Source organism: Pseudomonas sp. Ag1 (genome assembly GCF_000278565.1).
GTDB lineage: Bacteria > Pseudomonadota > Gammaproteobacteria > Pseudomonadales > Pseudomonadaceae > Aquipseudomonas.
Genome location: NZ_AKVH01000105.1, coordinates 99,455 through 118,900, shown reverse-complemented (window position 1 = coordinate 118,900; position 19,446 = coordinate 99,455). Strand labels below are relative to the sequence as shown.

The window sequence follows — 19,446 nt, the reverse complement described above, 5'->3', positions numbered from 1 at the left end:
CTTTTTCAACAGAATCGGTTGAAAGCCGTCCTTGGCGAGCATCAGTTTCTGGCAAATCTGAGCCTGTTACTACAGGCGAAAATCGACCCATAGCAGAGCTACCGAACTGCATGGGCGTCCTTTTCCCAAGCAAGGAACCGTAGCTCGCTGCGCTTAGCCATTCCGTTTGCGGGTCTTGCTCTCCAGGTAGTGTTCGCCCCAGGACTTCATCGCTTCTAGTGTCGGAGTCAGTGTGCTTCCGAGCGCCGTCAGCGTGTACTCCACCCGTGGAGGCACTTCGGCAAATACTTCACGGCTGACAATGCCACTTGCCTCAAGCTCGCGCAGCTGCAACGTCAACGAGCGCTGCGTGACCCCGCCGATCAGCTTTTTCAGTTCGCCGAAACGCTTGGTTCCGCTCAGCAAGTAGTGAATGATCAACGGCTTCCATTTTCCGCCCGCGATGTGGACGGTGATTTCGACCGTGCATCGGTATTGATCGAGCTTGCCACGCGCCATTACGCTGCCTCAGTTCAGATAGAGCCTCGATAGTATACTTTTTATCCTTACGTATAAAGAATGTGCCTACTTGTAAAAAATATACTGGATTTTGACAATGGAGCCTTACGGAAGCATACCTTCCACGTCGGAGAACAGATCCATGAAAGCCGCTTTTTACGAGCGTCAAGGCCCCGCACATGAGGTGCTTTGCATCGCCGAAATCCCTGATCCCCAACCCGGTCCCGGAGAGGTCCGAGTGCGGGTGCACGTGTCGGGACTGAACCCTACCGACCTCAAGGCCCGCACGGGGTTCTCCTCCGCTATGCCGTTCACGCGAATCATTCCGCACCAGGACGGCGCAGGAGTCATTGACGCCGTGGGCGATCCGAAAGAGGCTAGTCGGGTAGGCCAGCGGGTATGGGTCTATGAAGCGCAGTACGGCAGGCCGGCAGGAACCGCGGCCGACTATGTCGTGGTGCCGTCGGCGCAGGCCGTGCCACTGCCTGACAACGTGTCTCTCGAGGTCGGCGCATCACTCGGCATCCCGGCCTTGACGGCTCATCGTTGTCTCTTCGCCGATGGCGACATCCGGAGCAAGAATGTACTGGTGCAGGGCGGAGCGGGCGTGGTCGGCACTGCCGCCATCCTCCTGGCAAAGTGGGCGGGCGCGTGGGTAGTGGCCACCGTCAGGAATGAAGAGCAGGCCGCCGTCGCTCGGGCGGCTGGGGCAGATCTGGTGTTGAACCGTCTAAATGAAGATGTTGCCGCGGTAGTCAAAGCACGCACGGGCAACACGGGTGTGGACCGCATCGTCGACGTGAACGTGAAGGCGAACCTGGATATCGACATTGCATGCCTGACGCCTGGGGGGGTCATCAGTTCCTACGCGATGACGCATGCCACCGATGCGCTCACCTTGCCGCTGTTAAGCGCGATGGTGCATGGATGCGTGCTGCGCTTCGTGTTCATCTATTCGGTACCCGTGGCGGCTAAAATCGACGCGATTAGGGACATCAACGCCTGCCTGGCCAGTGGCAACTATGTGCCCCATATCGGGATGAGTGTGCCGCTGGAGAGGATCGCGGACGCGCACCTCGCTCTTGAATCGGCATCCGTTATGGGCAAGGTACTCGTCGCTTTGTGAGCGAGGTCGGTCACAAAGCCGACATTGCTAAGCGTCCGCTAATGGCCCAGAGTGTGTAAAAACGCTTTCTCGAACCCTTGCTATGACTTCTGAGGATTTCATCGCTGGGATCGCCCATGAAGCGCTTTATCCAAGGTGAACATCGAGGCCAAGGCACCTTACTGCCCGAGAGCCTCGACGACTACGTCAGCCATACCAATCCGGTGCGCGTAGTCGACGTCTTCGTCGACGAACTCGACCTGGTCAATCTGGGTTTTGAAGGCGTCATACCGGCCGATACTGGCCTGCTTACGTACGATCCCGCGATCCTCCTGAAGATCTACATCTACGGCTATGTGAACCGCATTTAGTCGAGCCGGCGCCTAGAGCGAGAAGCCCAGCGTAACGTCGAATTGATGTGGTTGACCGGGCGTTTGATGCCCGATTTCAAGACCATTGCCAACTTCCGAAAAGACAACAGCAAGGCCATCCGAGGCGTTTGCCGCCAATTCGTGGTGCTGTGCTAGCAGCTGGGACTGTTCGGAGAAAATCTGGTTGCCATCGACGGCAGTAAATTCAAGGCCGTCAACAACCGCGACCGCAGTTTCACCAGCGCCAAACTGAAGCGGCGAATGGAAAAAATTGAATCGAGTATCAATCGGTATCTGACTGCGCTCGACGAAGCCGATCGGAAAGAACCCCCTATTCCACAGCCCAAGGCTGCTCGTCTGCAAGAGAAAATCTACAAGCTCAAAGCTCAAATGAAAGAGTTACAGGTCATTGAAACTCAGCTCAACGAATCGCCGGATAAACAGGTCTCACTGACCGATCCATACGCCCGTTTCATGATGACTCGCGGCACTGGAATCGTCGGTTACAACGTCCAGACAGCGGTCGATAGCCAGCACCATTTGATCGTTGCCCATGAGGTCACCAACGATGGCTCCGACCTCGATCAACTCAGCTCGATGGTCAAGCAGACCCGCGAGATACGTTGTCGGTAGTGGCTGACCGAGGTTACTTCAAAAGCGAATAAATCCTGGCTTGTCACGATGCAGGCATCACCGCCTATGTGCCCAAGCCGATGACCTCTGGAGCCAAGGCTGACGGGCGTTTCAATAACGATGCCTTCGTCTATGACGCGGCAAAAAAAACGAATACATTTGCCCAGCTGGCGAGGCGCTGGTCTGGCACTATTTCTACGTTGAAAAGGCCTGAAGTTGCATCTTACGGGAGTTCGAAATGCCAGGGCTACGCGTTGAAATTGCAGTGCACACCAAGCACGGAACGACGAATTCGGCGATGGGAGCATGAAGCCGTATGGGAGCAAATGCAGAATCGGCTGAGCAGCGCGCCGGAGATGATGCGAGTCCGAAAACGGACTGTTGAGCGTCCCTTCGGGACGCTCCAGCAATGGATGGGTGTGACGCACTTTCTGACCCGAAAGCTTAACGGGGTAGGCGCCGAGATGAGCTTGAATGTGCTTGCCTACAACCTGAAACGGGTCATGAAAATCATCGGCACCATTGGCTTGATGAAAACGTTAAAGGCGTAAAAACCGGTCTTTTTTTGCCCGATCCAAAGGTACCGGCATCAGCCGGCACCTGGGCTGTATCAGGTGTGCCGGGCCTCAAAACTGGTGGTTGGTGTAAGGGATGTCAGTTCTTAATGAGATCTGACTTCCGCACCAACGATGCCGCTGATGCAGCTCATAAATTGGTGTTGAAAAAGATCTATTGCAGGTGGAAGGTTTTTATTTGCCGTTGCTCGCTAACAAATCCTGAACTACTTGATCTCCACCGTGTAATGAAATCTGTCGGCAGGTATATACGACAGTCTCCATTCGACAGGTGCGCCAACATGATCGTGCATCGTTCTTTCGATCTGGATTGCCATCGTCCCCTGAGCGAGCTGGAAGAGTTTGGCATCCTGGTCGGTCAGTGGCTGTGCAGTGAGATCGTCGACCGCGCGGGCCACCAGTACATCGCATTCGGATTCGTACACGGGGTACAGCAAGACCGGAGAGTTATATTCAAGATACTCAGGCAACTTCTCAAATTTCGGTAACGGCAGCCAGATATGCTCCACCAGCACAATTTCCCCGCCGAAAGATCTGCATCGATGCATGTAGAGCGCGGTCTGCCCAGGCGCGAGTCGTAATTGCTGCGCAGCTTTTTCTGGAGGGGGCAGGATTTTTATCGCAAGGATTTGGGCGGTGGGCAATTCGTTTCCCTTGGTGCCCCTGAATCGCACAAAGCGCAGCATCGAGGAGCGTTCGAAAGAACGCGACACAAACGTTCCCAGCCCTCGGATACGCTCGACCAAACCGTCCTGCACTAACGCGTCAAGCACCTTGCGCATTGTGCTTACTGAAACTGAATACTCTGCGGCGAGTTTGTCTTCTGAAGGCAACGCTATTCCAGTCGCCCAAGTCCTCTGATTGATTCTTTGCGCCAGGTCGTCACGGATCTGCACGTAGCGGGGCAGGCGGCTATCCGGCGTTTGGCTAGAAGCGTGATCAGAAACCATTGCACTAATCCTTGAGTTGAAGCGTGGCGCGGCAAATAGGGGGAGCACATTACCAGACGTTGACAGGTCGCTCAATAAATCTATACTTCTATACAGAACTACCTAGGAGATTTTTTATGACGACCTGCTCAAGCCGCGTTTCAACTGCGGATCTGTGCGATCTCTACTGGGATTCTATCGGGCCCAACATCCAGCAAGCTTTTCCGGGTCTTGTCTCCCTGGGCGGCAAACGCACCTGCGCTGGCCCTGCCATGACAGTCACATGCGCCGACGACAACGTGCTGATCCGGGAACTGGTGTCTTCCCCAGGCAATGGCCAGGTGCTTGTGATCGATGGCGGCGCATCTGCAAACCGTGCCCTGCTGGGCGACGTCCAGACGGCCAAGGCAATGAACAACGGTTGGGCTGGGCTAGTTATAAATGGCTATGTAAGGGATCGAGAGCTCTTGGCTTTACTGCCTTTCGCGGTGTTTGCGCTAGGGACTGTACCCCTCAGGCCTCTGAAGACAGGTGCGGGGCATCTCGGCGGCACCGTCAGTTTCCTGAATGTAACCATTGCACAGGGCGACTGGGTCTATGTGGATAGCGACGGTCTGATCGTTTCCAAGCGCGCACTCGAACTCCCCGTAGAAGCACTGACAGAACAATAAAAGCGTTTCTAGGCGTTAGCTGGAAGTGCGACAAGGAAAGATATGAACTCAAACTCCGAAATTGATAACCCTCTGTTCTTCGTGCACACCCAAGACGGATGCCGGTTGGCCGTCAGACGTTTGAAACATGCCGCTGATACTGCCCCCACAGTCGTGTTGATTCATGCTTTGGCTATGGACTCTCAGATGTGGACTGACACTGTCCGTGCATTACAAAAGCAGGCCAATGTCTACGCTGTCGACTGTCGCGGTCATGGTCAATCTGACAAGCCAGTGGGGCCTTACGATATCGCTCGCTTCAGCGAGGACATGTGCAGCGTCCTTGACCACCTGAGGGTAGATCGGGCCGTGGTGGTGGGCTGTTCCATGGGTGGCACCATAGCCTTGGGAACGGCTGGTCGATATCCGGAACGAGTGGCTGGCCTAGTCGCCATCGACACCACAGCCAGCTACGGCGAAGGGGCTCTCTCGAAATGGTCAGACCGAGGCGAGCAAGCGTTGCGCGACGGGATGGCCTCGCTGGCAGATTTTCAGTGTGAGCGCTGGTTCAGTGCGCAATACCGCCAACTTCATCCAGAGGCGGTCAGCCGAGCGCTCGACGTGTTCCTGGCCAATGACACCATGGCCTACCACGAGGCCTGCCTGATGTTGGGCAAAGCCGACGAAAGGGGGCTGCTGCCCCGCTATAAAGGGCCTGCGCGGATCGTCGTCGGAGAGGATGACTACGCAACTCCGATTTCTATGGCGATGGACATTCAGCGGCTGCTGCCGAATTCAGTGCTCCAGATCGTCCCTGAAGCGAGGCACTACACACCCATCGAAACGCCGGGATCTGTGGCTGCGAACATCGACTCTATTTTGACATCGCTGTAACCCGGTATCACTGAAGGATTCGACAATGACAATAAAAAGAAGAAGTTTTTTGATGGGGTCGGCTGCCGCACTTGCGTGCATTCCGCTGCGCGATCTGTTCGCCGCTGGGGAAGCTTCATACGAGCCCGTATTCGACGCACACTTTCATTTGTTCGACCCTGCTTACCCGGTAGACGCGAATGGTGGGTACACGCCACCTACATTTTCCCAGGCTGATTACCAGCGGCTTGCGACCCCGTTAGGGATTTGCTCGGGCGTTTTGGTCGGCAGCTCGTTCCAAGGCTATCGGCAGGATTGGTTATGCGACGCGCTCACCAAGCTGGGAACTGAATGGGTCGGAATCACCCAATTGCCTATGGACGTTTCGGACGCGGAAATCCTTAGGCTCGCGAAGTTTGGGGTTCGCGGCATTCGCTTCAATATTTATCGCGGTGATGAAATTTCGATGGATCAACTGGTGGCGCTCTCCCAGCGAGCATTCGATCTTGCAGGATGGCATCCAGAAGTCTATTTAGATGCTTCCCAGGTACGAGCGCATGTGCCGCAACTGAGTAAGCTGCGTGGCTTGGTTATTGATCATCTCGGCATGACGGAAGCGGGCTTGCCTGTGCTATTGGATTTGGTTGATGCCGGTGCCAAGGTCAAGGCTTCAGGATTTGGCAGGGTTAATCTGGATGTGCCTCGCGCACTCGAACGTATTGCGCGGCGCAGCCCTGACGCTTTGATGTTCGGGTCGGATATGCCGTCCACACGCACCAAGCGGCCATTCCAGGCTGCCGATATACAACTTATCAAATCTATCCTGGGGCAAGAGTTGGCGCGTAAGGCGCTTTGGAGTAACGGGCGCAGCCTTTATCGCTTGCCGGTTACCGATCAAGTCAAACTGACCACGCGCAAAGGCGGTGCCCTATGAACACGTCGATTGAGAAACGCACCATCAAGAAAGTTGGGTTGCGGCTGATTCCGCTGATGCTGGTTTGTTACCTGGTCAATTATCTAGACCGTATTAACGTGGGTTTCGCTGCATTACACATGAACGAAGATGTTGGGATCACTGCAACAGTATTCGGATGGGGAGCAGGGCTGTTCTTCATCAGTTATTTTCTCTGTGAAGTGCCCAGCAATATGGCCCTTCATCTGGTAGGAGCACGTCGCTGGATTGCCAGAATAATGATTACCTGGGGTATCGTTTCAACCTGCTTTGCGTTTGTTCAGGGGCCGATATCATTCATGGCTTTGCGATTTTTGCTGGGAGTCGCCGAAGCGGGATTTTTTCCGGGTATGGTGCTCTACATCAGCTACTGGTTCCCTCGGGAGTACCGGGGTCGATTGACAGCATTGTTCATGACTGCGATTCCCTTGTCCGCTCTCATCGGTGCACCGCTTTCTGGTTTTCTGCTTGAAACCGCGAACTTCTGGAGTATCGCCAGTTGGAAGTGGATGTTCATCATCGAAGGCGTTCCTGCGATCATTTTGGGCGTAGTGGTGCTGGTGTACCTCACCGACAGGCCGTCTGAAGCCAAGTGGCTCACTCCAGAGGAAAAAGATTGGCTGATTTCCAAGCTCTCCGTGGAAAAAACGGGCGGTCATCTCTCCAGCTTCAAGGACGCCTTCAAAAGCCTGAACGTGATGCTCATGGGTGTTATTCATTTGGGATTCGCCGTCGGCTCCTATGGGATTGCCATTTGGCTGCCGCAGATCCTCAAAGGGCACGGCTTGAGCAGCTTTCACATCGGGCTGATGTCGATGATCCCGTACGGTGTCGCAATTGTAGGAATGATCGCTTGGGGCGCTTTGTCGGATAAAAGCCCTAACCGTTCCCTCCATGTAGCTGCCAGTTGCATGCTAGGTGCGATAGGCCTGTGGATAGCTGCTGCTGTACCCACCCTGTGCGGAGCCATGGTGGGCATCTCAATCAGCACCTTGGGTGTGATTGCAGCGCGACCAATATTCTGGACTTTACCGGGCAGCTTTCTCACCGGCTCAGCGGCGGCGGCGGGTATAGCGTTCATCAACGCGTTTGGCAATCTCGGCGGATTCATAGGGCCCTACGTAATTGGTCTTATTAAAGACCAAACTGGCTCCTTTACCCTGGGTATCGTGGCTACATCCTTGCCATTAGCGTTAAGCGTCGTTGCGGCATTGGTTCTGGCCAAACGCCTGGCGCCACTCAGAGCTGACGCTGCAGCCAATACTTCTGAATCCGTGCAGGAGCCTATCTAAGGGCTGCCTCAATTATTTGTGGAGTTGTCAATGTTCAAATCACCTATGTTTCCCGTCTTCCAGAATGGCTTTAGCTCTCGGATGCATGCTGGCGTGATGGAGTTGCCAGTGCATTACATGAGAGGTGGGACTTCGACGGGGGTGGTGATTTGGGAGCCCTTGCTACCCCGTGATGAGAGGCTGCGAGCTGAGCTATTGCGCCACCTCATGGGAGTCCCTCTTGCTGGAAATCAGCAGGGTAATCGGCAGATAACCGGTCTGGGCCGGGGCCCTGCTACCAGCAACAAAGTGTTTTTGGCACGGGTGGAGTACACGCCTTTGGGGCCTCAGATCGTAAGTACGCTTGCCCAACTGGCCAGTGATCATAGCGACATAGACTGGAGCGTGAACTGCGGCAACATGTCTTCCGCGTTGCCGCTCTGGGCTATCGACACGGGCTTGATCGAAGTGCCTGCGGCTGGGAGCTTCGACATCAAAATCAAGAACACCAACACGGGCGTTCTTACTGTCTCACGGATGTCCCAGGATTCCCGGGACGGATTTGTGAATGCTGAAATTCCAGGGGTTACCGGCGCGTTTCCCCGCGTCGATCTTTTCTTGCAGTCACCGGTAGGCAATAAGACCGGAGCTCTTTTACCTACAGGCAACGTCCTGGACACAGTCGCCGGGCACAATGTTTCGTGTGTGGACGTGGCTGTGCCCATGGTAATTGCCGATGCCGCCAGCTTTGGCAAAACAGGCCACGAAGCCATTTCAGAACTCGAAGCCGACGCTGTGTTCATGGCGAAGCTGAGGCAAGTCTGGATTGAGGCGGGTTTGAAGATGCAGCTTCGGCGTCGCGACGGCGAGCTCATGAGCCTGGCCGAACTCGAACGAAGTGAAACCATTCCCAAAGTGTGCATCGTCGGCGCACCCCGTCACGGCGGGCACATTGCAGTCCGGTATTTCACGCCCCAGACGGGGCACGCTTCGATGGCCGTCTCTGGCGGCTGCTGTCTCGCCGCCGCATGCCTGCTAGTCGGAAGCACCGCCCATGCGGTGGCCGTGGGTCTGAAAAACACATCAACGACGTACTCGGATGTGGAGGTGAGTATCGAGAATCCGGCTGGCAGGTTGGATACCACGGTCAGTGTCAAGGCTCATGCCGGTAGCATAGACATTCGCGCCGCTGCTTACCGACGCAGTACCCAAATCTTGATGCGCGGCCATGTCCCCCTTTATCGAGCGTCAGCGCAATTGATCGAAGCGATGGAGACAGCGGCAAAATCGGTGATCGATTGAGCGTCGAGCGTTTTGAGTCAGCACGCGACCGACGCATTATTGTAGGAGGTGGCCTAGCGTGAGCCCTAATGCCAGCTTTTGGCCGTAAACACCCGTTGGCGACTGCCCCCAAAGCTACGGCCAGTCGATTGCTAACCGAAATCATCTCTCCCACGCAAAAGTATATTTGCCCCCGTAATTTTTAGATCGAGACATTAGCAGTTTGCCTCTGGTCATCTTAGTCACTAACACTGTTGTTTATGCATGACTTGGCCGGACGCTTACATCCAAAGGGCTTTAAGACGTTGCTAAGCGGTTTTAACTGTTCCTGGAAACGTCACAGACTTGATCAGTTTTCGAAACGTAAGCACGGTCTCCTAGCGTAGATATAGAAAACCCAATCTGACGTTTTTACACACTCTGGACCATAAGCTGCCTGTCGCTTAGGCCGCTAGCTGTCTGTGGGAGACCACTGTTTCCAAACCAAGCCAGTCGGTTGACATGAGCGCATATGCAGGACGGCGTGTACCGGTAAACCGTTGAGATGACCGGTAAGTACGGTTGCCTCTAACGCGCGAATGACGTGTCGACAGACCCTGTTCTCTGGAAATCCCGTCGAAACACGCGCGTTGCAGTCGTGCTTCACATAATGTCAGCATGGCAGAAGCTTTAAGCCAGCCATGGGTTCGCTTGCAGGTGAGCCGCTTCGAATTGGCGGATGGCATCGGTGCGCTGCAAGGTGCTGCCGATGGCATCCAGGCCGAGAAGTAACGCCTCCTTGCGTAGCCCATCAATGCTGAACGAAATGGGTGTCTTATCTGCCAGTGTGATGGTTTGCGCCTCAAGGTCGACCGATATCGAAGCGGTTTCGGGGTTGCTAACCAGAGTGCCAAGCTTATGCAGCTCGGCCTCGCTGAGTTGAATAAGTAGCACACCGTTGCGCTGGCAGTTATCGTAAAAAATGCCAGCAAAGCTGGTACCAATCAACGCGCGAATACCCAACTGTTTGAGCCCCCACACGGCGTGCTCACGGCTGGAACCGCAGCCGAAGTTGGGCCCCACCACGAGAAACCTTGAGCCCTCCCAAGGCGTTTGATTCAGCACGAAATCGGGATTTCTGTCCCCATTGGTCAAAAACCGCAGATCAAAGAAAAGACCGCGATCCAATCCATTACGGTCGATGCCCTTGAGAAACTGCTTGGGCATGATTACGTCCGTGTCGACATTAGCTGCCAGAATCGGTGCTGCAGTGCCAGTAACCGTTGTAAAGGGCTGCATATCAAGCCTCCTGGGCGAGTTTGCGAACGTCGGTCAGGTGGCCGCTGATAGCCGCCGCAGCAACCATGGCCGGGCTCATCAAGTGAGTGCGCGCACCTGCACCCTGACGGCCTTCGAAGTTACGGTTGGTGCTGGAGGCGCAGCGGTCACCGGGAGCCAACACGTCGTCATTCATGGCCAGGCACATGGAACAACCCGACTGCCGCCATTCAAAACCTGCGTCGAGAAAAATCTGCGCCAAACCTTCTGCTTCAGCCCGCTCGCGCACCTGGGTAGATCCCGGTACGATCATCGCTCGCACGTGGGCTGCCACCTTGCGCCCACGAATCACTCTGGCAGCATCGCGCAGGTCTTCGATGCGGGCATTGGTGCAAGAGCCGATAAAGGCATGACTGATGGGAACCTCGCGAAGTAACGCGCCGGCTTCCAGGCCCATGTACCGTAAGGCCCGCTGCATATCTTGACGGCGTATCAGGTCCATTTCTTTGAGTGGATCAGGTACCCGCTCGCCAATGTGCACCGTCTGGTCCGGGCTAGTACCCCATGTGACCATCGGTTGCAATTGGCTGGCATCGATGTCGACCTGGGCGTCGAATGTTGCGCCCGGATCGGTGTACAGCGCTTTCCAGCAGGTTACAGCCTGCTCCCACAGTGCCCCCTTTGGCGCGCGGGGCTTGTCGCTAAGGTACGCGTAGACTTTGTCATCGGGTGCCATGAATGCACCCCGCGCACCGGCTTCCACAGCCATATTGCAGATGGTCATCCGTGCTTCCACAGATAGATCAGTGATGGTCTGACCATCAAATTCAATGGCAAAACCGGTTGCCCCTGAAGCCCCGATCTGACCAATCAAAGCCATGATGATATCCTTCGACGTAACTCCGTCGCCAAGCGTCCCCGTCACGGTCACCCGCATAGTTTTCAGGCGCTTATAGACCAACGTCTGGGTCGCCAGCAGATGCTCGATTTCCGAGGTGCCAATGCCAAAACCAAAGGCGCCCAAGGCACCATAAGTAGTGGTATGGCTATCACCGGCGGCAATCACCATCCCCGGCAAAATGAAGCCTTGTTCCGGGGCGATGACATGCTCGATGCCCTGACGTTTATCCAGCACATCAAACAGCTCGATGCCGAAGTCCCGACAGTTTTCCCCAAAATAGGAAACTTGTCGCGCACCTCCAGCGTCGGGCATGGTTGCCGTTCGAATCGGCGACGTTGGGTTTACGTGATCAACCACGCCAAGCGTCGCAGACGGACGCCAGACTTTTCTGCCCGCTTCGCGCAGGCCACTGAACGCCTGTGGGCTGGTGTACTCGTTAGCGACCTGGCGGTCGATGTAGAGAAGAATATGACCATCATCATCGAGCGCGGAGACCGCGTGGGAGTCGATGTGTTTTTCGTACAACGTTCGGAGTTTATTCATGGGGATCAAGCCTTTTTCTCAAGCTCTTCCTGGAGCAGGCAAGCCCACTGAGCGCCGTGCATATCGCGGTCCGCAATGGCACCTTGCACGATGGGTCGCGGTAGACTGATCTTGATAACGTTCAGTGCATCGATCTGGAAAATCTTCACGCCCTCCGGTGCCGTCTTGAGCAAATCCGCAACAGCCTGACTTTTCAGCTTTGGTTCTTTGCACAAGCGCTCAAACACATCGGCGTTTTCGCAAAAAATATCGACAGTCAACCAGAACGGTCCGGCGTTTTTAGAGCGTACGTCGTAGCCAGTATTTGCAAGCGCTGTCATTGGGATACTCCAAAGGTAGAAAACTCGAAAACGAATGGGGCCAATGGGTCGGTGACGGTCATCACGTGATTGAGGACAAATTCGTAGACGACGCCTCGGTCCATAGAGGCCGGTGAAAAAGGAAAAGCGTGCGTGGGCAACGACTCATCGTCTGGCAGCGGGAAGTGCAGCATGTAGGGATTCAGCAGCGACAATATTTCCCGAGTGCGCGTTTCATCCGGTGATGTGACGATAGCTAGAACACCGATTTCAACGGGGTCGCCGGTGAGCGCCTCAAGGCTGCCCAAGGCCGAATCCTTGCCAATGGCGCGGAACTGCAAATCGTAGTCGGCAGCCTCAATTTCGAGACTTTTGCGAATGCGGTAGTGCATTGCCTCGTCCATGCAGGCAAGCCATTCCTCGAAGCGCGCCTTGTACTTCGGGTTACGGATGATGCACATGATGGTGGACTGGTATCCCGCCGGCGCAGCGCCCTCAAGCTTTACGGTATAGGTATCCGTTGGCGTCCATACCGAGCCTTCGACACGAACACTTTGCTCATCGAGCGCTGTATAAGTGGCGGCTTCGACGTTTAGTGAACCACCGGGCTCTACGAGCACATACGGGTTACTGTTTTCATAAAGCATGTGCGCCATTACTGAACGCGGGGTCGCTTTCGCACCGTCGGCGATGGCCTGCAAGGTGAAGCCCTGGTCATCAATGGTGGCCATTACTACGGCCTTACCCGGCGTGGTGGTGCACATCGCACCGCACTCCAGAATCTTGCCAGCATGCCAGGAAGCGCCTGGTGCGGCACCGCGCATGATCGGCAACGAAGCCATCACCGCCGTGTCGGTCGCCCTACCCGCAAAAATAATATCTGCGCCGTTACTGAGCGCATGTATGAACGGTTCTATGCCCATCACGGCGACAATATGAGAACACCGATCAATCAGCGCTTCGTCAATTTCTCGCTGGGGTTGCAGGGAGCTGATGCGCCCTTCCCTTAGAGCCGTCTTTACCGTTTCGCCAAGCTGTTCGCTGTAGATGCATGCTACCTGGACGGTCTGGCCCAGTTCAATTGCCAGCTCCTCGCTGAGCCTACGCATCATGTTGACGCCATCGTCCGAGCCGCAGGTTCCACAACTACCCACGATCAATGGGATACCCAGTTTTGCCCGTGCGATCATCAAGGTGCGCAGCTCAGACTTGAGCACCATGACTGACGATTTGGTCTTGCCCGTGCCCAGGTAATGCGGCCCGGAGTCTGTGGAGCCAGAATCTGTGGCGATCACATCGGGAAGTTCAAGCAGGGCCTGTTCGAAAGCAGCCAACGGCAGGCCTGAGCCCATCGAACCGGATGGGACCAGCACTTTTATAGGCGTGTTCATGTCGAGTCCTTAGTAGATAGTGTTATCGGCCGTCAGCAATTGTGCAGTCGGGGGGCAGAGCCGTTCCGTCGAATACGGCAACCACGCACCGAGCCGCCACCAGGTTGGTTCGGTCAAGCCCTTCACGGGTAGAGGCGCCGGAGTGAGGCGTTGCAATGACATTCGGCAAGGCAATCAGCGCGTCGGTCACCGGTTTATAAGTGGGGTCGGACTCGCTCAGGAATACGTCAAGTCCAGCGCCGGCAATGCGGTTTTCGGCCAAGGCGGTTAGTAGGTCTTTGTCATCGACCAAACCACCGCGGGCGGTGTTGATCAGGTAGGCACTGGACTTCATCCGCTGCAAAGCAGCGCCATTGATCAAACACTGCGTGGCCGGGTTGAGTGGCGCATGCAGCGTGACGTAGTCACTTTCGGCAAGCAGCGTATCGAGGTCGACATAGGTCACACCTGTCTTCCGGGCATAATCAGCGTCAGGCTCCGGCGCCACGGCTAATATCCGCGCCTCGAAACCGATCAACCTTTGCACCACCGCTCGGCCAATACGACCCAAGCCAATAATGCCGACGGTTTTGCGGTACAGATCGGTGCCCAACAGGATCGACCAATCGCCGGCGATCATCCGCTCTTGCGATTCTCGGATGCGGTGGCCCAGTGACAACATCATTGCCAGGGTTCGGTCGGCGACGCAGGCGTCATTGCTGCCCACCGCGATGGTTGCAACCTTGCCATGGGCTTTTACCGCCGCCACGTCGACACGCTCATAACCCACGCCACGGCGAGCGATGACCTGCAGGCGAGGTAAGGCGGCGAGCAAGCTTGCGGTGACATGTGCGTGGCCGACAATCCAGCCATCGCAGTCTGTTAATAGTTCCACCAGCGCCTCCTGCGAAAGACCACCGTCGGCCTGACCCGCCGGAAGGTCGGCTATCACCACCTCACAGCCGGCATCGCGTAACCAGTGGATGGTCGCCTCGTCGAAAAAACGCTGAGTGACAACAACCTTTCGTTTGTTCAACGTCATATCAGGCCACATCCGATTGACGTTCTGTCTGGGTTACCAACAGCGACGATGGATATTCGATGTCGATGACCAGGTTGTAATGCTCATCGACAGTGAACTGACAGTCCGGCCCGACGCTACAACTCGACTCGCGCTCCTCTATCACTGCAGGGCCAGTGAGCAGGGTGCCCGGAGCAATGGCGTATCGGTCGTAGACAGCGGCAGTGAGGTCACCAAATTCAGGAAAATACACTTGGCGCTCGCCGCGTCGTGCTTCGGTATTCGCCTGGCTATAGGCAAGGCTGATGTCCTGCTCGGGGAGCGAGGCCGTCAGTCGCCAATTGATAGCTTCAACCGGCACGCCCTTGACCATGCGATCAAAGCGCTCCAGGTATGAATCAAGGAAAGCCTGACGAATCACCTCGATATTCTGGTTACCCAGCAATCCTCTGGGGATCGGCACGGATATCTCGAAACCCTGCCCCAGGTAACGCATGTCCACTGACCACGCCATGTGAATGGCTTGTGCATTGCCACCGGCTTGTACCAACAGGTTTGTGCAATAGGCCTCCATCTCGTCATAGATGGATTGCACGTGCGCCCAATCGGCGTGGTCGAGCTGGGTCACGTAACCACGAACCTGATCTACAGCAGGTGCGGCAACCAGGAAGCCGAAAGCGGAAATAACCCCTGCGCCCATTGGGACGACTAGGCGCCGAACCTTGAGCAGCTTCGCCAACCCGTATGCGTGCACTGGGCCCGCACCCCCGAAGGCATACATGGTGTAGGCACGCGGGTCCTTGCCCTTTTCAGCCAAGTGCATCCGCGTAGCGGCAGCCATGCTCTCGTTGACGATGCTCTGGATGCCACGTGCGACCGTTACGGCATCGGTTTCCAGGGGTTTGGCCAGCTTTTCATGCATGGCGTCCTTGACCTTGCCGAGCGACAGGTTGAGTTCACCGCCTAGGAAATACTCGGGATTGAGGTTGCCCAGAAGCAGATCTGCGTCCGTCACGGTAGGCTCGGTCCCGCCCTTGCCGTAGCACACAGGCCCCGGCACCGAACTCGCGCTTCGCGGGCCGACCTTCATCAGCCCCAGTTCATCGATGCGGGCAATCGATCCGCCGCCCGACCCGATTTCAATCATGTCAATTACGGTGACTTTAAGGGGCAGCCCAGAACCTTGCTTGAAGCGGCTCAGCCGCCCAGCTTCGAAATCATGTTTAACGTGAGGCCGACCGTTCTCGATCAAACACATCTTCGCGGTCGTACCGCCCATGTCGAAGGAGATGATCTTGTCTTCGGCGATTTGCCGGGCCGTGAATGCGGCCGCCATGGCGCCCGCCGCTGGCCCTGACTCGATCAACCGGACAGGAAAGGCCTTGGCATCATCGATGGTGGTCACCCCTCCACCTGACAACATGATGTACAGGTCGCCCGCAAAACCCAGCCCCTGCAACTCTGCGCTCAAGCTGTTCATGTAGCCGTGAACCCGCGGCTGGACATACGCATTGACACACGCCGTGCTAGTGCGGTCGAACTCCCGAATTTCCGGTGCCACGCTGGATGACAGGGTCACCAGCAAATCGGGGTAAAGTTCGGCAATGATCTGCGCGGCGCGCTTCTCGTGAACCGGGTTGCGATACGAATGCATGAAGGCAATGGCCAGCGACTCTATCTGATGCACTTCCACCAAGCGCGTCACCGCTTCGGCAACGGCGGCTTCGTTAAGCGGGGCATGCTCAACACCATCCGCCCTGATCCGGCCAGCGATACCCAGCCGCAGTGACCGGGGAACAAGGACCGGAACGGCCTCTAGAAAAAGGTCGTCCACGTCGTAGCGACTTTCCCGGCCCATTTCCAATACATCACGGAAACCTTCTGTGGTCAGTAACCCCACCTTCGCCCCTGTGCGCTCGAGGACCGTGTTGGTGATCAACGTCGTGCCATGGACGATGGTCTGAATTTGCGCAGCCGACGTGTCTGTTTCCTTGAGCAGGCGCTGGATACCCTCGATAATCGCGCGGCTCGGGGCTTCAGGAGTGGTCAGACGTTTGCCTGTACGCGTGATGCCGCGCACTTCGTCATGGAAAACGAAGTCAGTGAACGTCCCGCCAATGTCGACGCCGATACGCGTGGTTTTTTGGACTGCCATAGTGAGTTCCTCGTTACTGGGCATCGGAATACCCATAAATCTCGGCCGCGGCCTGCGCTGAAATGAAACCGTCGTCAATGTCTTGCTGGATGGCCGCTTTGCAGCGCTCGCCTACCGGGCCGTACCCGCCGCCACCGGCAAAGAAAAACGTCACGTGTTGGCCGGCCGGCAAGGACACCTGGGACTTGAGCGGTGGTCGACTTCCATCCTGAAACACCACATCGGTGGGCGCCCCAGGCAGCCCCCCGGCAATGCCCAAGGCTGGATGGTCGTGGCGGTCGGCTAGAATCGCCAACTGGACAGGTTGCTGAGTGATGTTGCGGACTTCACAAGCCTGCCCCAGGCCGCCGCGTTGGCGTCCCGCGCCGCCGGAGTCGATGCGGAACTCCTTACGGTTGACCAGGATGGGCGAAACAGCCTCCATGGCCTCGATGCTGCCGGCCCCAGAGTTGGTAGGGAACGCAGTTGTAGACAAGCCGTCGCGAGCAGATGAGGCACCCATCCCGCCGCTGGCGAAGAGGATTTGCGAGAATGGGATACCTGCCTCACTTCGACCGCTAAAGCGCGCCCGCATTGCCGGAGTGCCACCACTGTCGGCAATAACTTGGTCAGGCAGTACATCTGCCAACGCTTGGTAAATGGCGCAGCACAACAAATGTCCGGTCAGGTGCCGAGCGCCCACCGCTGCAGGGAAACGTGCATTGAGAATGGAGCCCTGCGGCGCCGTAACTGTTATGGCACGATAGGAACCCTCGTTACGACGAGTCAACGGATCCAGCACACATTTGAGCGGGTAAATCGAATAGGCCTGGGTGTAGTTCAATGTGCAGTTGGTGCCACGGGCAACTTGTGCAGAGCTTCCATTGTAATCGACGGTCATGTCCGTATCGGCGACCGTAATCGTGCAGTTGATTCGCGTGGGCAACCCATCGAAACCGTCAGCGTCTACGCACGCCGTGTAGGTACCGTCAGGTATGGCGCCGATAGCGCGGCGCATCGACATTTCCGAATGCCCATGAACGGCGTCCGACAGGAGTTCAAAATTGCGTAGGCCGGTGTCGACCAGGAACTCGATTGCCTTTTTTCGGCAAACGTCGTTGGCGGTAACCTGAGCTTCCAGGTCTCCCAACACCTGCTCAGGTAAACGCACGTTATTGAGGAACAGCTCAAGCATCGCGTCGTTTCGTTGGCCGGCATGATAGAGGTGCATGAGTGGGATACAGATGCCCTCCTCGAACAACTCTCGGTTACCGGGTCCGGGGTTGCCGCCGGTGTCGGGCGAGTGCGCGGCAGAACCTGCGAAACCGATTAACTCGCCTTCGTAAAAAATGGGTGTGATAACGGTGATGTCGGGCAGGTGTCCCGTGGCGAGCCAAGGGTCGTTAGTAATTAGGCAATCACCGTCACGTAACGTGTGCGGTTTGAACTTCTCCAACATCGCCTTGGCTGTGCGCGGAATAATGCCCGCGAAAGCAGGGATTCCACCGGAACACTCAGCGATGGACTCGCCCTTGACGTTCATCAATGTGGTCGCAAAATCGTTGGACTCACGAACAATGGTGGAGAACGCAGTACGCAGCAGCGTGGTGGCGGCTTCATCGGCAACGGCGACCAAGCGGCTCCACCATATTTCGAGCGTAATCGGATCTATATTTTTTTGTTTTAAGTGATTCATAACCGCTCCAGGTACACAGTCAGGTGCGTCCGCAAACACACCGCAATGACGGGTTGAAAATCAGCAAGCGGCTCGGTAGTCAGCCCCGGTCTCAGCCAGCTGTTTACCAGTGTCGATGCTGGTCTGAAGGACCGACAAGTGATCTTTTTGGGTGGCAGCCGTCGTTACTTTCGATGGCTGTCTTTCGTGTAGAAGATGGGCGATCAAACGCCGCGTAACGGGCGAGTTAACTTCCGCTGGCCGCGCACAAAGCATGAAGTTTCCGCCTGCCCACGTTTCGTCCAAGGCAATGACTCGCAAATCGTAAAGCGCCCTAAATCGCGCAATGGCTTCCACAGGAAATATCCCGATCGCATGGCCCGACTTGATCACTCGTAGCGCGGCATCAAATGACGAAACGTAAAACCGAATATTCACCTCACGATCCATGTCCCGAGCGAGCTTTTCCATTGGAGGTTGCAACGCTGCGTTCAGTGAAAGCGCAACGTGCTCGTAGATCAGGGTCTCGTTGAAGGCAACACTCGTGCGGCAGGCCAATTCATGCTGCGGGTGAACGACCACAGCGAAACGATCGGAACCGCAGGGGTAACTCAGCAAACCGTGCGGCACTGGCATTTCCCGGCAGATACCAATATCCGCAGAGCCATTTTCTACGCTGCGTAACACTTGGGTCGTCACGGCTTCATCAAGGCTGATTCGAACATGAGCGTTGTCGCCTAGAAAGGTTGCCAAGCACTCCGGCAGAAACTCGACCATTGCTGTAACCACGGACAGCACTCGAACATGGCCACGAATGCCATCGCCGTACTCTCCGACCTCGGCTCGCATTCGAGCCAGGCTGTGCAAGATCTGCCGGGCATGCAGCAGCAGCGTTTCACCTGCCGCCGTCATGCGCACACCACGGGGTTCGCGAGTCAGTAACGTGGTACCGAGCTCCGCTTCCAAGTCTGAGATTCGCTTGCTCAAGGCTGACGGTGAGAGACATTCACGCTCCGCCGCACCGGCTAGGCTTCCCACTTCGCAAACAGCAACAAATAACTTCAACGACACTGGATCTGGATACGTCATCACACCCCCCCCCACCGAA

The 19,446-nt window shown here is 56.2% G+C and carries 16 protein-coding genes and 1 pseudogene; 7 read left to right on the top strand and 10 right to left on the bottom strand.

Translation table 11 applies throughout. The annotated features are described in order from the left end of the window. Positions 1-153 precede the first annotated feature (153 nt). Positions 154-498 carry a winged helix-turn-helix transcriptional regulator gene (locus tag A462_RS10895; RefSeq protein WP_008436803.1) on the bottom strand — a complete coding sequence of 115 codons (345 nt, stop codon included), beginning with the start codon at positions 496-498 and terminating at the stop codon, positions 154-156. Positions 499-640: 142 nt separating this feature from the next. Between A462_RS10895 and A462_RS10900 the strand changes: the two genes are divergently transcribed. Next, on the top strand, positions 641-1,624 hold the full coding sequence (locus tag A462_RS10900; protein ID WP_032899569.1) for an NADPH:quinone reductase: 984 nt from the start codon (positions 641-643) through the stop codon (positions 1,622-1,624). Positions 1,625-1,740: 116 nt separating this feature from the next. Then, positions 1,741-3,158 (top strand): annotated as a pseudogene (locus A462_RS0132565) (IS1182 family transposase). A 230-nt stretch (positions 3,159-3,388) separates the two neighbouring features. On the opposite strand, the gene A462_RS10905 reads toward A462_RS0132565, so the two are convergent. Then, positions 3,389-4,132 carry a GntR family transcriptional regulator gene (locus A462_RS10905; protein ID WP_008436801.1) on the bottom strand — a complete coding sequence of 248 codons (744 nt, stop codon included), beginning with the start codon at positions 4,130-4,132 and terminating at the stop codon, positions 3,389-3,391. 116 nt (positions 4,133-4,248) lie between these two features. Here A462_RS10905 and rraA point away from each other — a divergent pair, with 116 nt between their 5' ends. From rraA to A462_RS10930, 5 genes are read left to right on the top strand one after another with little or no spacing between them, the layout of a single operon-like run. Then, positions 4,249-4,782: a ribonuclease E activity regulator RraA gene (gene rraA / locus A462_RS10910; protein ID WP_008436800.1), complete on the top strand. Its 534-nt coding sequence runs from the start codon at positions 4,249-4,251 to the stop codon at positions 4,780-4,782. Between the two features lie 42 nt (positions 4,783-4,824). Further along, positions 4,825-5,655, top strand: a complete 831-nt coding sequence (locus A462_RS10915; protein ID WP_008436799.1) for an alpha/beta fold hydrolase — start codon at positions 4,825-4,827, stop codon at positions 5,653-5,655. Between the two features lie 25 nt (positions 5,656-5,680). Then, entirely contained in the window at positions 5,681-6,568 is an 888-nt protein-coding gene (locus A462_RS10920) for an amidohydrolase family protein (RefSeq protein WP_202948679.1), read from the top strand. Beyond that, positions 6,565-7,878 carry an MFS transporter gene (locus tag A462_RS10925; protein WP_008436797.1) on the top strand — a complete coding sequence of 438 codons (1,314 nt, stop codon included), beginning with the start codon at positions 6,565-6,567 and terminating at the stop codon, positions 7,876-7,878. The genes A462_RS10920 and A462_RS10925 overlap by 4 nt, the downstream gene beginning before the upstream one ends. A gap of 30 nt (positions 7,879-7,908) precedes the next feature. Beyond that, positions 7,909-9,159, top strand: coding sequence for a PrpF domain-containing protein (locus A462_RS10930; protein WP_008436796.1), 1,251 nt, complete (start codon positions 7,909-7,911; stop codon positions 9,157-9,159). A 648-nt stretch (positions 9,160-9,807) separates the two neighbouring features. Here A462_RS10930 and leuD read toward each other — a convergent pair. Genes leuD through A462_RS0132560 form a run of 8 tightly spaced genes read right to left on the bottom strand, consistent with a single transcriptional unit; the run spans position 9,808 to position 19,427 of the window. Then, a complete protein-coding gene (leuD, locus tag A462_RS10935) occupies positions 9,808-10,416 on the bottom strand; it encodes a 3-isopropylmalate dehydratase small subunit (RefSeq protein WP_008436795.1) in 609 nt (202 codons plus the stop codon). Position 10,417: 1 nt separating this feature from the next. Then, positions 10,418-11,839 carry a 3-isopropylmalate dehydratase large subunit gene (gene leuC / locus A462_RS10940; RefSeq protein WP_008436794.1) on the bottom strand — a complete coding sequence of 474 codons (1,422 nt, stop codon included), beginning with the start codon at positions 11,837-11,839 and terminating at the stop codon, positions 10,418-10,420. Between the two features lie 5 nt (positions 11,840-11,844). Continuing rightward, positions 11,845-12,159, bottom strand: coding sequence for a DUF4387 family protein (locus A462_RS10945; protein WP_008436793.1), 315 nt, complete (start codon positions 12,157-12,159; stop codon positions 11,845-11,847). After that, positions 12,156-13,529: an acyclic terpene utilization AtuA family protein gene (locus tag A462_RS10950; RefSeq protein WP_008436792.1), complete on the bottom strand. Its 1,374-nt coding sequence runs from the start codon at positions 13,527-13,529 to the stop codon at positions 12,156-12,158. The genes A462_RS10945 and A462_RS10950 overlap by 4 nt, the downstream gene beginning before the upstream one ends. Positions 13,530-13,551: 22 nt before the next feature. Then, positions 13,552-14,550, bottom strand: coding sequence for a phosphoglycerate dehydrogenase (locus tag A462_RS10955; RefSeq protein ID WP_032899545.1), 999 nt, complete (start codon positions 14,548-14,550; stop codon positions 13,552-13,554). 1 nt (position 14,551) lies between these two features. Then, entirely contained in the window at positions 14,552-16,684 is a 2,133-nt protein-coding gene (locus tag A462_RS10960; protein WP_008436788.1) for a hydantoinase/oxoprolinase family protein, read from the bottom strand. A 13-nt stretch (positions 16,685-16,697) separates the two neighbouring features. Beyond that, positions 16,698-18,359 carry a hydantoinase B/oxoprolinase family protein gene (locus tag A462_RS10965; RefSeq protein ID WP_008436787.1) on the bottom strand — a complete coding sequence of 554 codons (1,662 nt, stop codon included), beginning with the start codon at positions 18,357-18,359 and terminating at the stop codon, positions 16,698-16,700. Positions 18,360-18,419: 60 nt separating this feature from the next. Continuing rightward, positions 18,420-19,427 carry a LysR substrate-binding domain-containing protein gene (locus tag A462_RS0132560; RefSeq protein WP_050550314.1) on the bottom strand — a complete coding sequence of 336 codons (1,008 nt, stop codon included), beginning with the start codon at positions 19,425-19,427 and terminating at the stop codon, positions 18,420-18,422. Positions 19,428-19,446 lie beyond the last annotated feature (19 nt).

Coding starts and splice junctions, on each gene's coding strand:
- A462_RS10895 (WP_008436803.1), bottom strand. CDS start 498: ATGGCGCGTGGCAAGCTCGATCAATACCGATGCACGGTCGAAATCACC.
- A462_RS10900 (WP_032899569.1), top strand. CDS start 641: ATGAAAGCCGCTTTTTACGAGCGTCAAGGCCCCGCACATGAGGTGCTT.
- A462_RS10905 (WP_008436801.1), bottom strand. CDS start 4,132: ATGGTTTCTGATCACGCTTCTAGCCAAACGCCGGATAGCCGCCTGCCC.
- rraA (WP_008436800.1), top strand. CDS start 4,249: ATGACGACCTGCTCAAGCCGCGTTTCAACTGCGGATCTGTGCGATCTC.
- A462_RS10915 (WP_008436799.1), top strand. CDS start 4,825: ATGAACTCAAACTCCGAAATTGATAACCCTCTGTTCTTCGTGCACACC.
- A462_RS10920 (WP_202948679.1), top strand. CDS start 5,681: ATGACAATAAAAAGAAGAAGTTTTTTGATGGGGTCGGCTGCCGCACTT.
- A462_RS10925 (WP_008436797.1), top strand. CDS start 6,565: ATGAACACGTCGATTGAGAAACGCACCATCAAGAAAGTTGGGTTGCGG.
- A462_RS10930 (WP_008436796.1), top strand. CDS start 7,909: ATGTTCAAATCACCTATGTTTCCCGTCTTCCAGAATGGCTTTAGCTCT.
- leuD (WP_008436795.1), bottom strand. CDS start 10,416: ATGCAGCCCTTTACAACGGTTACTGGCACTGCAGCACCGATTCTGGCA.
- leuC (WP_008436794.1), bottom strand. CDS start 11,839: ATGAATAAACTCCGAACGTTGTACGAAAAACACATCGACTCCCACGCG.
- A462_RS10945 (WP_008436793.1), bottom strand. CDS start 12,159: ATGACAGCGCTTGCAAATACTGGCTACGACGTACGCTCTAAAAACGCC.
- A462_RS10950 (WP_008436792.1), bottom strand. CDS start 13,529: ATGAACACGCCTATAAAAGTGCTGGTCCCATCCGGTTCGATGGGCTCA.
- A462_RS10955 (WP_032899545.1), bottom strand. CDS start 14,550: ATGACGTTGAACAAACGAAAGGTTGTTGTCACTCAGCGTTTTTTCGAC.
- A462_RS10960 (WP_008436788.1), bottom strand. CDS start 16,684: ATGGCAGTCCAAAAAACCACGCGTATCGGCGTCGACATTGGCGGGACG.
- A462_RS10965 (WP_008436787.1), bottom strand. CDS start 18,359: ATGAATCACTTAAAACAAAAAAATATAGATCCGATTACGCTCGAAATA.
- A462_RS0132560 (WP_050550314.1), bottom strand. CDS start 19,427: ATGACGTATCCAGATCCAGTGTCGTTGAAGTTATTTGTTGCTGTTTGC.